Annotated in this window: 14 protein-coding genes; 6 read left to right on the forward strand and 8 right to left on the reverse strand. The window is 62.5% G+C overall.

Annotation, left to right across the window (positions count from 1 at the left end):
• Nucleotides 1–79 precede the first annotated feature (79 nt).
• The 8 genes from NKI39_RS20065 to NKI39_RS20100 form a co-directional block, all read right to left on the reverse strand.
• Complete coding sequence (locus NKI39_RS20065) at nt 80–1,588, reverse strand: aldehyde dehydrogenase family protein (protein WP_352767556.1); 1,509 nt, start codon at nt 1,586–1,588, stop codon at nt 80–82.
• Between the two features lie 161 nt (nt 1,589–1,749).
• A complete protein-coding gene (locus NKI39_RS20070; RefSeq protein ID WP_352767554.1) occupies nt 1,750–2,094 on the reverse strand; it encodes a cupin domain-containing protein in 345 nt (114 codons plus the stop codon).
• Between the two features lie 23 nt (nt 2,095–2,117).
• A complete protein-coding gene (locus NKI39_RS20075) occupies nt 2,118–2,465 on the reverse strand; it encodes a cupin domain-containing protein (RefSeq protein WP_352767552.1) in 348 nt (115 codons plus the stop codon).
• Nucleotides 2,462–3,736, reverse strand: coding sequence for a glycosyltransferase (locus NKI39_RS20080; RefSeq protein WP_352818003.1), 1,275 nt, complete (start codon nt 3,734–3,736; stop codon nt 2,462–2,464). The genes NKI39_RS20075 and NKI39_RS20080 overlap by 4 nt, the downstream gene beginning before the upstream one ends.
• A 17-nt stretch (nt 3,737–3,753) precedes the next feature.
• A complete protein-coding gene (locus tag NKI39_RS20085) occupies nt 3,754–4,827 on the reverse strand; it encodes an ABC transporter ATP-binding protein (protein WP_352833869.1) in 1,074 nt (357 codons plus the stop codon).
• Nucleotides 4,824–5,618, reverse strand: a complete 795-nt coding sequence (locus NKI39_RS20090) for an ABC transporter permease (protein WP_352454154.1) — start codon at nt 5,616–5,618, stop codon at nt 4,824–4,826. The genes NKI39_RS20085 and NKI39_RS20090 overlap by 4 nt, the downstream gene beginning before the upstream one ends.
• Nucleotides 5,611–6,453: an ABC transporter permease gene (locus NKI39_RS20095; protein WP_352818434.1), complete on the reverse strand. Its 843-nt coding sequence runs from the start codon at nt 6,451–6,453 to the stop codon at nt 5,611–5,613. Before NKI39_RS20095 ends, NKI39_RS20090 begins: the two co-directional genes overlap by 8 nt.
• 106 nt (nt 6,454–6,559) lie before the next feature.
• A complete protein-coding gene (locus NKI39_RS20100) occupies nt 6,560–7,624 on the reverse strand; it encodes a polyamine ABC transporter substrate-binding protein (RefSeq protein ID WP_352817998.1) in 1,065 nt (354 codons plus the stop codon).
• A 230-nt stretch (nt 7,625–7,854) separates the two neighbouring features.
• On the opposite strand from NKI39_RS20100, the gene NKI39_RS20105 reads away from it, so the two are divergent.
• From NKI39_RS20105 to NKI39_RS20130, 6 genes are all read left to right on the forward strand, one after another.
• Nucleotides 7,855–8,793: a GntR family transcriptional regulator gene (locus NKI39_RS20105; RefSeq protein WP_352833874.1), complete on the forward strand. Its 939-nt coding sequence runs from the start codon at nt 7,855–7,857 to the stop codon at nt 8,791–8,793.
• Between the two features lie 5 nt (nt 8,794–8,798).
• Nucleotides 8,799–10,094 carry a nucleotide disphospho-sugar-binding domain-containing protein gene (locus NKI39_RS20110; protein WP_352767900.1) on the forward strand — a complete coding sequence of 432 codons (1,296 nt, stop codon included), beginning with the start codon at nt 8,799–8,801 and terminating at the stop codon, nt 10,092–10,094.
• Entirely contained in the window at nt 10,087–11,472 is a 1,386-nt protein-coding gene (locus tag NKI39_RS20115; RefSeq protein WP_352833877.1) for a glutamine synthetase family protein, read from the forward strand. Before NKI39_RS20110 ends, NKI39_RS20115 begins: the two co-directional genes overlap by 8 nt.
• Nucleotides 11,472–12,776: an NAD(P)/FAD-dependent oxidoreductase gene (locus NKI39_RS20120; protein WP_352833880.1), complete on the forward strand. Its 1,305-nt coding sequence runs from the start codon at nt 11,472–11,474 to the stop codon at nt 12,774–12,776. The genes NKI39_RS20115 and NKI39_RS20120 overlap by 1 nt, the downstream gene beginning before the upstream one ends.
• 232 nt (nt 12,777–13,008) lie before the next feature.
• On the forward strand, nt 13,009–13,416 hold the full coding sequence (locus tag NKI39_RS20125) for a hypothetical protein (protein ID WP_352833883.1): 408 nt from the start codon (nt 13,009–13,011) through the stop codon (nt 13,414–13,416).
• A 165-nt stretch (nt 13,417–13,581) separates the two neighbouring features.
• On the forward strand, nt 13,582–14,465 hold an 884-nt coding region (locus NKI39_RS20130; protein WP_352833885.1), incomplete at its 3' end, for an IS256 family transposase.

The following is a 14,465-nucleotide window of genomic DNA, read 5'->3' on the forward strand; positions in this document are numbered from 1 at the left end:
TCTCACCAGCCTTCGGCTACATTCGGCGGAGGCGGATATCCTAAACAATTAGCTAGCAGCACGCCCGAAGATAGTCGTGTCAAACATGCTTGCGCCCGCCTGCCTCGCGGAACCAGCTGTCAGGATAGGGATACCACCAGCCCTGAATCTCCGGTCTGTGGTCGATGATGACCATCTTCGAGCGGCGGAATGCATCCAGACCCTGGCGGCCGAGCTCGCGGCCGAGGCCCGAAGCCTTCCAGCCCCCGAACGGCAACGCGTCATTGTCTATCAGCGGATTGTTGACCCAGACCATGCCGGCCTCGAGCCGCTCCGCGGCCTCATGCGCTTCGGCTAGATCGGTGGTGAAGACCGAGGCGCCGAGACCGAAGGGGCTGTCGTTGGCAAGCTCTATCGCCTGGTTGAAATCCTTGACCCGGCAGATTGCGGCGACCGGCCCGAAACACTCTTCGCGCACGATTGCCATATCGGCGGTGATGCCGGTCAGGATGGTCGGCTCGTAGAACCAGCCTACATTATGTGCCGGCGGAATGCGTCCGCCGGTGATCGCTTTGGCACCGCTGCGGATTGCATCGTCGACCAGCCGGATGACCTTCGCACGCGCGGCCTCGCTGACCAGCGGTCCGATCTCGGTTTTGTCGAGGCCGTTGCCGATACGCAGCGCGCGCGTTTTCTCGGCAAACAGATCGACGAAGCGGTCGTGAACGGCATCAACCACGAAGAACCGTTCGGCCGAAGTGCAGACCTGGCCAGTGAGATGGAAGGCAGCCGTGACGCTGCCGGCAGCCGCCACGTCCAGTGGGGCGTGTTGGCTGATGATCAGGGGATCGCTGCCGCCGGCCTCGATAACGCAAGGCTTCATGCGCTCTGCACATGCGACGGCGACAGCCTTGCCGGCGGCGACCGAACCGGTGAAAGCAACCGCATGCGTGCGGTCCGAGGCGATCAGCGCCTGCGCCGTTGCTGCTCCGCCTGGCATGCAGGAAACCAGGCCCTTCGGCAGGGAGCGGAACACGGTCATGTAATCCAGCGTCGACAATGTTGTCGCTTCGGCGGGCTTGATCACGCAGGCATTGCCGGCGGCAAGCGAGGCGGCGACGGTCCAGCACATCAACAGGATCGGAAAATTGTAAGGCATGATGTGCACCGACGTGCCGTAGGGCTCGTAGCGGGCATACTGGAACGAACCGGCCTGCGTCGTGCCGGCGATCTTGCCGGCGTCGTCACGCGCCATTTCGGCGTAATAGCGGAAGATCGGCGCGCAATTGGCGATCTCGCCGATCGCCTCCGGATAGGGTTTGCCCATCTCGCGCACCATCAGCTCGGCGCAGTGCGTGAAGTCGGCCGCCTCGATGGCGTTGGCGACGGCGTGCAGATGCCGGGCACGGCTCTTGGCGTCGAGCTTTTTCCAGGCCGTTTGCGCCTTGGTCGCTGCGGTGAGCACGGCGTCGATCTCGCCGTCGCTGGCTGCGGTGATCGCGCCGACGGTTTCGAGCGTCGCCGGATCGATCACCGGTTTTGCCGCACCGGTCATTGGCCGATAATCCGGATTGACGAAGAAGGTCGGCCGGTCAGGTGAAAAGTCCATTCTGTCCTCCCGTGTGCACGGAACCTTTTTGAGAATTCACCCTGCCGAGACAGGCGGCGTGGTTTTCGAGAACCGAAGCGGAGCGGAGATTAAAGTCCATGAGCATCGGAAGCGGAGAAAACGGCGTCACGTGTCCGGTAGGGTAGAATTATCGTGAAGGTTCAGCGGATCATGTAGACTTTCTTGATGGTCTCGTGGACGGTGCAGACGCCTTTCCAGTCCTGCGGAAAGAACGCTGCGGTGTCCGGTTCGATCTCGATCACCTCGCCGGATTCGTGGACATAGGTGCAGCGTCCCTCGAGGAAATGGCAGAACTCATCGCGGGTGACGTGGCAGTGCCATTTGCCCGGCGTGCAGACCCACAGTCCGCATTCGGAGCGGCCCTCCGGCCCCTTGTGCAGCAGCTTGCCGGAACTGCGGGATTCGCCGTCGATCAGGGTGGGGATGACGCCCCAGTCGACCAGGTCGGTGAGGGCGAGCGGCGATTTCATGATCGGTGTCGGCATGTCGGGAGCTCCAGTGGCCGGCTTTAGGCCAGCATGTAAACGTTGCGGATGGTCTCGTGGACGGTGCATTCGCCGGTCCAACCGGCCGGGAACATGACAACCGTGGCGGCGGATACCTCGATCACCTCGCCGTCGACCGATCTGTAGGTCGCACGGCCGGCAACGAAATGGCACAATTCGTCGCGCGGAATCGCCAGCCGCCAGCGACCGGGCGTGCAGACCCAGATGCCGGATTCCGGCTGGTTGTTCGGCCCTTTGTGCACCAGCCTGCCGGTGGAGTGCGAAGCGCCTTCCAGCGCGTCGGGCTGGGTGCCCCAGTCGACGAGGTCGGTGCGGGTCGAGGCTTGGTGGAGGTGTGGGGCAGAGATCACAGCAATTTCTCCAGCAAAGCAGCCGCTTTCTCCGGGCCGTTCTGCGACTGCATCTGGGCCGACGTCTTGGCCAGCTTGGCCCTGATTGCCGGGTCGGTCAGGCAGGTTTCGATCCTGGCGATGAGCTCGGCGTCGCTCCAGTCGTAGCGCGGCATGCCGAAGCCGTGGCCGGTCTCCTCGACCCGCGTCGCATTGTCGTGGCCGTCCCAGACGTAGGGCATGATGATCGCCGGCTTGCCGAAATACAGGCACTCGGTGAACGAATTGTTGCCGCCATGATGGATCATCGCATCGACCTGCGGGATGACCGATGGCTGCGGGAACCAGCTCTCGACGATGACGTTTTCGGGCACTTGCGCGTACTGCTCCTTGTAGCCGCCGACATTGACCAGCGCCCGGTAGCGCGTCTTGCCCAACGTTGCGACGATGCGCTTCAGCAGATCGACATCGCCGGCGCCAAGGCTGCCGAAGGAAACATAGAGCAGCGGCCCGTCATTATTCTTCGCAAAAACCGGCACGATGTAGGGCTTCTCCTGCCGCACGCAGCCTTCCAGATATTGGAATTTTGCCGGGTCGAGCGGATAGCGGCGCTTGAACTTCGCCGCCTCGGGATAGAGCAGCAGATTGAGGTACGGCGAGGCCTCGAAGAACTGGCCGATCGGATACGGCGCTTCGTTGTTCGCTTTCAAAAACGCATTGAAGTCGTCATGGATCGGCTTGATGACGGCGTTGAAATGGTCGCGGTAACGCCGATGGCAGGCGTGGTCGTTCTCGCCGCAGCCGGACAGATGTGGCGGGATGTCCTCGTCCTCGATCTCGTTTTCCGAGCAGGAGATGACGCGCACCCAGGGCTTGCCATACTGCTTGATTGCCGGGAACAGGATGACGTTGTCGACGCAGATGACATCAGGCTTGATCGTCGCAAGCACGCCAGGCAGATCCTTCTCAGCCCATTTGGCGCTGTCGACGATCGCCGTCCAGCAATCCTTCACGTAATTGTCGACCTGGTCGTAGGGCGATTTGCGGAAGTTCGGGATGTGGCCGTTGATGAAGTCTTCCCAGAACTTGGCCATCTGTTCCGGCGGCATCGGCTCGGACAGGTTCACCGGATGAGCCTCGAAGCCGTAGCCCTTGTAGACGTCGACGAAACCGGGGTCCGACAGGAACACCGCTCTGTGGCCGCGCGCCTCGATCGCCTGGGCTATGCCGACGGAATTGAGCGCGGGGCCATAGGCGGCCTCCGGAAAGAACGCGATCGTCTTCTGCGCCATGAGAGGTTCTCCTTCGATCAATCCGCGAAAATTCTGACGTCAGCCGCATCCCAGCCGAGCTCGACTGTATCGCCCGACGAGACCGGGCGGCGGTCGGCGGCGTCGGCGGTGACGCGCACCAGGAACGGCTTTGGCGACAGGGCGGTGCGGACGTGCAGCTGCAGATCGAGTCCCTGATAGGCCAGCGCCTCGACCGCGCCGAAGATACGGTTGGCCGTTTCTGCCGACGGGAACAGCCGGATGCGTTCGGGCCGCACTGAAGCTACCGCCGCAGCGCCGGGCGAAATTGTTGCGGGAACATCGCCGGCGATCCGCACGCCGTTGCTTGCCAGCACGCCGTCGCCGGCGGCTTTGCCCGGTACGAAATTCATGACGCCGATGAAGTCGGCGACGAAACGGTCCCCCGGGTGCTCGTAGACCGCATGGGGTGTATCGCATTGCAGCAGCTTGCCGTCCCTGAGCACTGCCATACGGTCGGCCATGACGAGCGATTCCTCCTGATCGTGGGTGACGATGACGAAGGTGATGCCGACCTCGTGCTGCAGCCGCTTCAGCTCCAGTTGCATGGCCCCGCGCAATTTCTTGTCGAGCGCGCCAAGAGGTTCGTCGAGCAGAAGCAGCCGTGGTCGCTTGACCAGCGCTCGGGCAAGCGCGACGCGCTGCTTCTGCCCGCCGGACAATTGCTCCGGCTTGCGGTCGGCGAAGGCAACGAGTTCGGTCGTCGCCAAAATGGCGTCGACAAGGGAGCGGATTTCCTTTGCAGGCAAGCGTTCCATTTCGAGGCCGTAGGAAACATTGGCCCTGACGCTCATATGCGGAAACAGCGCATAGGACTGGAACATCAGATTGACCGGCCGCTTATTGGGCGGGGTCCTGCCGATGTCGCGGCCGTCGAGCAGGATGCGCCCGTCATTGGGCGTCTCAAAGCCGGCCAGCATGCGCAGCAGCGTTGTCTTGCCGCAGCCCGAAGGTCCAAGCAAGGCGAAGAATTCGTTCTCGCGGATATCCAGCGAAATGCCGTCGACCGCCGTCACCCGGCCGAACTTCTTCGACACGTTGTCGATCGCCAGCAGCGTGCGGGGCTCGTTCATTGGCCGATCACCCCACGGTTGAGCCGCTGCGACAGGGTCAGCGCGGTGATTGAGACCGCCATGACGATAGTCGCCAAGGCATTGATCTCCGGCGTGATGCCGAAGCGAATCATCGAATAGATCTGCATCGGCAGCGTGGTCGAGGCGCGGCCGGCGCCGGCGGTGAAGAAGGCGATGATGAATTCGTCGACCGAAAGGGTGAAGGCGAGCAGCGCGCCGGCGACGACGGCAGGCAGGATCACCGGCAACGTCACCCGCCGAAATGTCGTGAGCGCGGAAGCACCGAGATCGGCAGAGGCCTCGACGATCGACCAGTCGAAGCTTTTCAGCCGCGCGCGCACCACGGAGCAGACGAAGGCGAGATTGAAGACGACATGGGCCAGGATGATGGTGTGCAGGCCCAAGGTGAGATCAAGCATCGAGAAGAAGCTGAGCAGCGCGATCGCCAGCACGATGTCGGGAATGATCATCGGCGCAAAGATCAGCGCCTCGAGACCTTTGCCGTATTGCCGGCGTATTTCGACGCCGATCGCCAGCAGCGTGCCGAGCAGCGTGGCGATGGCGGTCGAGACAAGCGCCACGATCAATGTGTTGAGCGCGGCAGAAAGGATTGCGGCGTTTCCGATTAGCGAGACATACCATTTCAGCGAAAAGCCCGACCAGACGGTCGGCAGCCCGCCTTGGTTGAACGACAGCGCCACCAGCACGGCGATCGGGATGTAGAGGAAGGCCAGGACCAGTGAAAGCACGAGCCAGAGCGCGCGCCTCGTGGCGAGGGAGCGCTCAGCCATCGGCGCCTCCTCTCGCTTCGGCGGTACGGCCCGAGGCGCGATCAGCAGCCAGGGCCTGCGCCGTCAGCACCAGCAGCATGATGGCGATCAGCACCATTGCCAGTGCCGCACCGAAGGGCCAGTCATTGGCGGTCAGGAACTGCTCGTAGACGACATTGCCGATCATCTGGAAGCGCCCACCGCCGAGCAGAGCAGGGGTCACGAAATTGCCGATCGACAGCACGAAGACGAAAACAGCACCGGCGGCGATACCCGGCACGGTCACTGGCAGGATGACCCGGCGAAATGTGGTCACGGCCGACGCGCCGAGATCGCGCGAGGCCTCTGCGAGCTCCGGATTGAGCCGCGACAGCGGCGCGTAGCAGGCCAGGATGACGAAGGGCAGATAGTTGTAGACCAGACCGGCGATGACGGCGCCTTCGGTATAAAGCATCGACGGCGGCTCGCCGGTGTAGCCGAACCAGCGCAGCAGTTGTGTGATCAGCCCTTCGCGGTTGAGCAGCACGATCCAGGCATAGGTACGGATCAGGTAGTTGGACCAGAAGGGCAAGACGGCAAAGAACAGAAACACCGGCTGCCGTTGCCGGGGTGCTGCCGCGATCGCATAGGCGGCGGCATAACCGATCACCACCGCGACCAGGGTTGCCGTGCCGGCAATGCGCGCCGAATTGAGGAAGATGCCGGCATAGAGCGGGTCGAACACCAGCCCGAAATTCTCCAGCGTGAAAGTGTAATCGATGCCGCCATAGATGCCGCGCCGAAAGAAGGCGAGCGCCAGCACCAGCGCGCATGGCACGACCATCAAGGCGGTGAGCCAGGCCAGCGCCGGCGTCATCAGCAAGAATGAGCGAAGTCTTGTTTGGGACAAGATTGCGGTACCGCATTCAACGGTCGGCGGCGAAAACCCCGCCGTCGACCGGGATTTCTGATTTTGATGTCGGTTATTGCGCGGCCTTGATTTCGCTGACGATCTTCGAGTAGTCGCGTTGGGCATCGCCGACATCGCGCAACTGCTCGAACTTGACCAACGCTGCCACCGGCATGCTCATATTGGGAAATTTGGCGAGAAAATCCGCCGGCAGGCTTTCCATGGCCGGCTTGTTCGGTACCTTGTAGTCGATGTTCTGGGCCGCCCAGGCGTGGTTCTTGGCGTCCAGCATGAAGTTGATGAACTGGAAGGCGGCGTCCTTGTTGGCCGATGCCTTCATCACGACCATCGTATCGACCCAGAGATCCGAGCCTTCTTTCGGTATGGTGTATTTAATTTGTGGATTCTCGGCGATCCCGTAATTGCACCAGCCATCCCAGGCCTGAACCATCAGCGCCTCGCCCGAGACCAGCTTTGAATAAAAGGTCGTGTCGTCATAGGCCAGCAAGGTCTTCTTGGCCGAGATCAGCAAGTCCTTGACTTCGCCGAGCTTTGCCGGATCGGTCTCGTTCACCGAATAGCCCTTGGCGAGTTGGCCGGCGGCAAGCAGCCAGCGGTCGGTCGCCAGCATCGTCGTCTTGCCCTTGAGCGCATCGGACGGGGCGAGAAGGTCGTTCCAGCTGACCGGCTCCGCCTTCACCAGATCCGAACGGTAGCAAAGGCCGGTGGTGCCCCAAGTGTAGGGCACGGAAAAATTGTTGCCGGCGTCGTGCGGCAGCTTCGCCGCCTCGGGATAGAGATTAGCGAGGTTAGGGATCTTGGCATGGTCGATCGCCTCGATCAGGCCGAGCTTGTTCAGCACTTCGGCGAAGGGCGAGGAGACGAAGACCACGTCATAGCCCTTGCCGCCGGACGCGACGAGCTTGCCCATGATCTCCTCGTTAGTGGCGTGAACCACGACTTCACCGGAGACACCGGTCGCCGCCTTGAAAGCTTTCATGGCATCCGGCGCCATGTAGCCGTCCCAGTTGGAGATAACGAGGTCGGAGGCAGCCGCCGGCGCTGACAGCGCCAGGCCAAGGCCAAGTGCGATCAAGGACTTCCTTAACGGACGGTGCCGCAGGTGGGTGGTGGTCATGACAGACTCCCATTCTGGTTGATCATCGAACTAGTCGTCGGACCAGCGCCTGCAGCCGTAGCCGCTTTGATCCTGTTCCCCGGTCTTTTATTGCCGATTGATCTCACAGTACTATTGCAGAAAAAAGTACGTCAATCCATAATTTGTCAAACTACGGTGAATCCCGGCCGATCGCATCCGCAAGGGCAATCGGCCAAATCTCAGCCGCCAAATCCTTCACGAGAATTGCCATGCAAGTTGCAGCTCGACGTCCCCGTACCAACCATCTCGACCTTGCACAGCGCATTCTCGATGTGGCCCGGAAACGCGGCTTTGAACCCGGCGCTCATCTCCCGGAGCAGCAGATCGCTTCGCTCTGCAACGTATCCCGAACTCCGGTGCGGGCCGCGCTGCGTCTGCTCACTGAAAAAGGCGTGGTTCGATGGGAGGCTGAGTCCGGCTATCGCTTGGCGGTAGACCTCACGAGCCAGGCGACCGTCGCCGCCGACCTGCCGAGCGCCGAGGAGGATGAACTTGCCGACATGATCCTGCGAGACCGCTCGGCGCGCCGACTGGACCAGACGGTCACCGTCGGCGCGCTGATGCGACGGTATAATGCCGAGCGCAGGACGGTACTAAAATCGCTGAAGAAACTGGCCGAGGAAAATCTTCTGGACCGCGCGCCGGGGCAGTCCTGGCTTTTCAGGAGAGCGCCGGACGATCTTGGCGCACAAGGGGAGAGCTATGAATTCCGGCTGTTGCTGGAACCCGCCGCCCTTCTGGCGCCTGGATTCCGGCTGGATGGGACGCGCGCGGCAGCCTTGCGACAGGGCATGGAAATGCTGCTGGCTCTGCCCGACGCGGCATTCGATTCCAGAGAGTTCCAACGGCTGGACATCGATTTTCACGGGATGATCGCCGGTGGCTCCGCCAACCGCTTCGTCGCCAAGGCGTTGGCCGATCATCTCAGGCTGCGCCGGCTGCCGGGAACGTATGCCGGCGTCAATGTCTTCCGGCTGAAGCAATCATTGCGCGAGCATCTGACCATACTCGACCATCTGGAGAGCCAGCAGTACGAGGTTGCAGCCGATCTGCTTCGGGTCCATCTGCGGCTTTCACGCAGCCAGCGACCGCAGGCGGCTAGTCGCGGGGCGCCCGCGCTGTTCGGCATGATCAGCCGGCCGGAATAACGAGGATCATGCGCAAAGGCAGCCCGACCATCGCACTGTTTCCGGAAGCGAGCTTCGGCGCTGCGCTGAATTGCGTTGGCATAGCGCAGGCCCTGCGCGCTCGTGGCGCCCGTCCGGTGTTCATCTGCCATGCCGGCTTTTCTGGCGTGTTCGCCGACTATGGGTTTCAGGAATACCAGTTGCCGACTGACGATCCGTTGACCGACAGCGAACGCCAGAGCTACTGGCAGGCCTTCGTGCGCCGTCATCTGCCGCATTTCAGGCTGAGCCCCATCGATCAGCTCGAAACCTACGTTGCCCCGACCTGGCAAGCAATCGTAGACACTGCGGTCAACGCCGAGGCGCCGCTGCGCCAATTGCTGGCGCGGCTGAAGCCGGACGCCGTGGTGCTCGACAACGTCGTCATGTTCCCGGCATTGGCGACAGCCGGCTGCCCGTGGGTGCGCGTCGTCTCCTGCGCCGAAACCGAGCTTCCCGATGCCAATGTGCCACCCTATCTGTCCGGTCTCGCCGCCGACGACCCGAGCCGCGCGGCGTTCGAGGCGCGCTACCTGGCAGCGGTCGCTCCGGCCCATGACCGCTTCAATCGGCTTCGGACCGACGCCGGTCTTGCGCCCTTGCCGACGGGTCTTTTTCTGGAACCTTCGCCCGCCCTCAATCTGCTGCTGACCCCAACGATTGTGCGAAGGCAGCGCGCCGAGCCGCTCGACCCTGCCAGCTTCGTCTATCTCGAAGGCTGCGTTCGCTCGGAAGGGCCGTTCGACGTGCCGGTTTTTCCGCGCGATGGCGGACCGCTGGTTTATGTCAGTTTCGGTAGTCTTGGCGCCATGGATGTCGGCCTGATCCAGCGGATGCTCGCCGTTTTCGACAGGCTGCCGGCCCGCTTCATTGTCAATGCCGGAGGTCTGCGCGACAGCTATCGCGCCGTTCCGGACAATGTCTATCTCGATGCCTGGTTTCCACAGCCTTCGGTCGTGGCGAAATGCGACCTCTTCATTCATCATGGTGGCAACAACAGCTTTTGCGAAGCACTGCGTTTCGGTGTGCCGTCGCTGGTCATGCCCTATTGCTGGGACGGGCATGACAATGCGCAACGTGCCGAGGAAACCGGCGTCGGGCGCCACATCAGCCGCGATGGCTGGACGGAAGACGAATTGGAGCGAAGCATTCTTGGCCTGATGGCCGATGCTGCAATGCGCGCACGCCTCCGGGAGAATGCAGTGCATATGGCGCTGACACCCGGAACGGACGTGGCTGCCGAAGCCATTCTCGCTCTTGCAAGGACCCGACCTGATGCTTGACACCACAACAACGGATGCCTCGACCATGAACGGCACCAACGACCCGAAAGACTGGTTGGCCGCTCACGCTGTCAGCGAGGTCGAGTGCCTGGTGCCCGACATGAACGGCGTGCTGCGCGGCAAGGCCCTGCCAGCGGCCAAGTTCCTCAAGGCGATCGAGGACCGAGCACTCTATCTGCCGAGCAGCGCGTTCCTGGTCAGCATCGACGGCCGCTATTCCGGTTCCGTCGACGAGGGGTTCGCCTACCAGGACCCCGACATGCGGATGGTGCCGGATGTCGCAACACTCTGTCTGGCGCCCGGTGGCGGGCCAGGCAAGGCCTATGTCTTCGCCGATGCGTTCCACATGGACGACCGGCCGTGGATGGCTTCGCCGCGGCACGTGTTGCGGGCCGTGCTCGATCTATATCGCCAGCGCGGCTGGCGGGCGGTGGTGGCGCCGGAGCTTGAATTTTATCTCACCGCGCCCAATCCCGATCCCGACAGGCCGGTGACGGCGCCGGTCGGGCGCAATGGCCGCTCCGAAAGCGTGCAGCATCCCTATGACATGGCGGCACTGGAGCAATTCGAGCCGGTGATCCGGCGCCTCTATGACTATGCTGCGGCAGCCGGACTGCCGCTCGACACGCTCATCCATGAATCGGGCACGGCCCAACTGGAGATCAATTTCCTGCATGGCGACGCGCTGCCGCTGGCAGACAAGGTGTTGCTGTTCAAGCGAATGACGCGCCAGGCCGCGCAGGAATGTGGCATGCAGGCGACCTTCATGGCCAAACCGATAGCTGCACAAGCCGGCAGCTCAATGCATCTCCACATGTCTGTCGTCGACGAGGCCGCCAACACGCTGTTTGCCGGGCGTGACGGCGCCGACACCGAGATGTTCCGGCATTTCATCGGCGGCCTGCAGAAATACATTCCCAAGGTGATGCCGCTGTTTGCGCCGAACGTGAATTCGTTCCGCCGCATCCGGCCGAACCACAGTGCACCCGCCAACATCGAGTGGTCGCACGACAACCGCTCCTGCGGCCTGCGTGTGCCGGCCGGCGGGCGCACCGCGCGGCGCGTGGAAAATCGGCTGCCCGGCGCCGATGCCAATCCCTATCTGGCGATAGCCGGCTCGCTGCTTTGCGGTTATCTCGGCGTCGAGGAGAAGATCGCTCGTTCGACGGAAGCGTCGGGCAATGCCTATCGCAGCAGGAGCACGCTGCCCAAAACCATGGAAGAGGCGCTCGACCGCTTCGCTGCGTGCGATCCGGTTCGGGCGGTGCTCGGCGAGGATTTCTTCCAGACCTATTTGCGCGTCAAGAGCGTTGAGCTCGACCTGTTCCAGAGCGTCGTCACCTCTTGGGAACGCGACCATCTGCTGCTCAAGGTGTGATGATGGGCTTCAATTCTGGGGGCTTCAACTCCGGCCTGGATATCGGCAAATCCTACTATGTCGCGACGGCCAATCCGGCTCCGGACCATCCGGCGCTGCAGGGCGACGTCGACGCCGATCTGGTGGTGGTCGGCGGCGGTTGTACCGGCCTCTCCGCAGCCTTTCATGCAGCCGAACGCGGCCTGAAGGTGGTGCTGCTCGAAGGCGGCAAGATCGGCTGGGGGGCGTCGGGGCGCAATGGCGGCCAGATGATCCCCGGCCTGCGCAAGGGCGCCAAGGGGCTGGTCAAGCTATATGGGCCGGAACGGGGGAGGGCGCTGTTCGATCTCGCCTTCGAGGCGCGGGCCCTCGTGCTCGGTCTGATCGAGCGCCATGCCATCGATTGCGACCTCAGGCTCACCGGCCATCTGGCTGGTGCGGTCAACGGTTCCGACCTGCGCGACCTCGAAGAAGAGGCCGAGTGCCTTTCTACGGTGATGAACTTTCATGATGTCGAGATGCTGTCGGCAGCGCAGGCGCGCGGAATGGTGAACACACCTTATCACGGCGCGATGTACGAGAAGCTCGGTGGCCATATGCATCCGCTGAACTACACGCTCGGTCTTGCTCGCGCCGCGGCTGCGGCGGGCGTCACCATCCACGAGAATTCGGTGGCGCTGCGGCTGGAGCGGGAAGCTTCCCCCCGGGTTTCGACGGCCAAAGGCTCGGTCCGGGCCAGGCATGTCGTACTGGCCGGCGATGCGCTGCTCCACGGGCTTGAGCCGCGCGTCAACAGCCGCATCATGCCGGTCGGCAACTACATCATCGCCACCGAGCCGCTGGGCGACACGAGCGACGTCATCCCAAGCAATGTGGCCGTCTCCGACACGCGCTTCGTCGTCAATTACTACCGGCTGTCGGCGGATGGACGCCTGCTGTTCGGCGGCGGCGAGCGCTATACGCCGTCGCCGCCCGCCGACATTGCCGGCTTCGTGCGGCCGCACATGGAAAACACCTTTCCGCAATTGCGCGGCCGCCGCATCGATCACGCCTGGGGCGGGCTGGTCTCGGTGACGACATCGCGCCTGCCGCATGTCGGTCGCTATGGCGACGTCTATTTTGCGCATGGCTATTCGGGCAAGGGGGTGATCCTGTCGACGCTGTCGGGCAAGCTGCTCGCTGAGGCGATCACCGGTGATGCTTCGCGGCTCGATCTGTTTTCGACCCTAAGCCCGCTGCCGTTCCCCGGCGGCACGGCGCTGCGCGGCCCGCTCTATGTGCTCGGCATGCTTTGGTACGCAATGCGTGACCGCATCAAACATTGAGCGCAGGCATGCGCAATGAGGCCGAGCGCCGCCACCAAGCGATTAACGGCTGATTTCGCGGCGGCGTCCGACTTGATCGATGCTTGAACATGGTCCGCAGGCAATGGTCGCGAGTCGGTTCGTGCCCTGCTCCCGAAGCCTGAGCGCCGATAGACCTGCCTGCTATTTCCTCAGCTAATAGATCGATATGATTGCAGGATTAACTGTTTCATAGCCCAGGCGCGGCTCCGATTTGTCTTTCGAAATCGCGCTGGAGACAGTTCCGGTTGAACTGCAATCCAATTTTGTTTCCCTGTTTTTCTTGATCGTGCTGCCCGACAGGTCGGCGCCGGCCGACGTTACTTCTGTACTGACCACTCTCTTTTTCTCGTGCGCAATGGCGGCGGTGGATACGGCCATCACAATTGCCGCGCAAACAATCGTCAATCTCATTGTTTCCCCCTTAGAGCACCGCAAAAATGTGGTCGACTGCCTTGAGACGCCGGCGAAGACGGTACTCGCGCTTAGCCGGCCCATGCAGCTTCCGACTGCACAAGATTGTAACTACATTAGCTGCAGCGCAAGTAACCATTTCGGACTAGGGAACGGGTTCCCTTCAATCGAAAGCGTTGGGCTGCCGGCGAAAAAGCAGGCGTTTTAGCCGTTCTCGCCGCCGAGCGCCTTCCAATTTTGGGACAGAGGTTGGATAGTGTGCTGAAGGTTCTGCAAAAAGTTTTGGATGGAGAACGGCGCCTGCTCTGAGGGCGAGCGGCCATGGCACGGTGGTGACGTTGCGATCACCGATTCCCGTGGAAGGGGAAGTGCCATGACCAATCGAGAAGTTAGACTGAGCAGAGGCGAGTTGAAAGCGTTGCTGTTGTCGGATGAGGACGGCTTTCGCCAGGCATTGCAGAGTGTCGTGCAGGAGGTTCTTGAAGCCGAGATGACGGAGGCGATCGGGGCCGAGAAAGGCGAGCGGACGGCGGAGCGGACGAGTTACCGGTCCGGCTATTACGAGCGCAAGCTGGTGACGCGGGTCGGGGTGCTGGAGCTTCGCGTTCCGCAGGATCGGGCTGGCCGGTTCTCGACGGAGTTGTTTGAGCGCTACCAGCGTTCGGAGAAGGCATTGGTGTCGGCGCTGGTCGAGATGTACGTGCAGGGCGTCTCGACCCGCAAGGTGAAGGCGGTGACGGAGGAACTGTGCGGCCACTCTTTCTCGGCCTCGACGGTGAGCGAGGCAACGATGCGGCTGGATGAGGCGCTCAAGGCGTTCTTCACGCAGCGGCTCGAGGAAAGCTATCCGTATCTCATCTTGGACGCGCGCTACGAGCGGGCTCGCGAGGCGGGCGTGATCGCCAGCCAGGCGGTGCTGGTGGCGATCGGCGTGGATTGGGAGGGCCGGCGCCAGGTTCTGGGCGTGGAGCTGGCCAACCGGGAGAGCCATTCGAGCTGGCGCGAGTTCGTGACGGGGCTCAAGAATCGCGGGCTCGCCGGCGTCGAGTTCGTCGTCTCCGACGACCATCCGGGGCTCAGGGCGGCAATCCGCGAAGTGCTGCCCGAAGCGGTCTGGCAGCGCTGCTACGTGCACTTCCTCAGAAACGCGCTCGACTACGTGCCGCGCAAGGTCGACGACGATTGCCTGATGGAGCTCAGATGGTTCTACGACCGGCGCGACCTTGCCGAGGTCAAACGCGACCTGGCGCAGTGGAT

Origin of the sequence: Mesorhizobium sp. M0664 (genome assembly GCF_040320565.1) — a bacterium.
In the GTDB taxonomy this organism is placed as follows: domain Bacteria; phylum Pseudomonadota; class Alphaproteobacteria; order Rhizobiales; family Rhizobiaceae; genus Mesorhizobium.

Bases quoted from the DNA above. Each gene is read 5' to 3' on its own strand.
- NKI39_RS20065 (WP_352767556.1), bottom strand. From the start codon at position 1,588: ATGGACTTTTCACCTGACCGGCCGACCTTCTTCGTCAATCCGGATTAT.
- NKI39_RS20070 (WP_352767554.1), bottom strand. From the start codon at position 2,094: ATGCCGACACCGATCATGAAATCGCCGCTCGCCCTCACCGACCTGGTC.
- NKI39_RS20080 (WP_352818003.1), bottom strand. From the start codon at position 3,736: ATGGCGCAGAAGACGATCGCGTTCTTTCCGGAGGCCGCCTATGGCCCC.
- NKI39_RS20085 (WP_352833869.1), bottom strand. From the start codon at position 4,827: ATGAACGAGCCCCGCACGCTGCTGGCGATCGACAACGTGTCGAAGAAG.
- NKI39_RS20090 (WP_352454154.1), bottom strand. From the start codon at position 5,618: ATGGCTGAGCGCTCCCTCGCCACGAGGCGCGCGCTCTGGCTCGTGCTT.
- NKI39_RS20095 (WP_352818434.1), bottom strand. From the start codon at position 6,453: ATGACGCCGGCGCTGGCCTGGCTCACCGCCTTGATGGTCGTGCCATGC.
- NKI39_RS20100 (WP_352817998.1), bottom strand. From the start codon at position 7,624: ATGACCACCACCCACCTGCGGCACCGTCCGTTAAGGAAGTCCTTGATC.
- NKI39_RS20105 (WP_352833874.1), top strand. From the start codon at position 7,855: ATGCAAGTTGCAGCTCGACGTCCCCGTACCAACCATCTCGACCTTGCA.
- NKI39_RS20115 (WP_352833877.1), top strand. From the start codon at position 10,087: ATGCTTGACACCACAACAACGGATGCCTCGACCATGAACGGCACCAAC.
- NKI39_RS20120 (WP_352833880.1), top strand. From the start codon at position 11,472: ATGATGGGCTTCAATTCTGGGGGCTTCAACTCCGGCCTGGATATCGGC.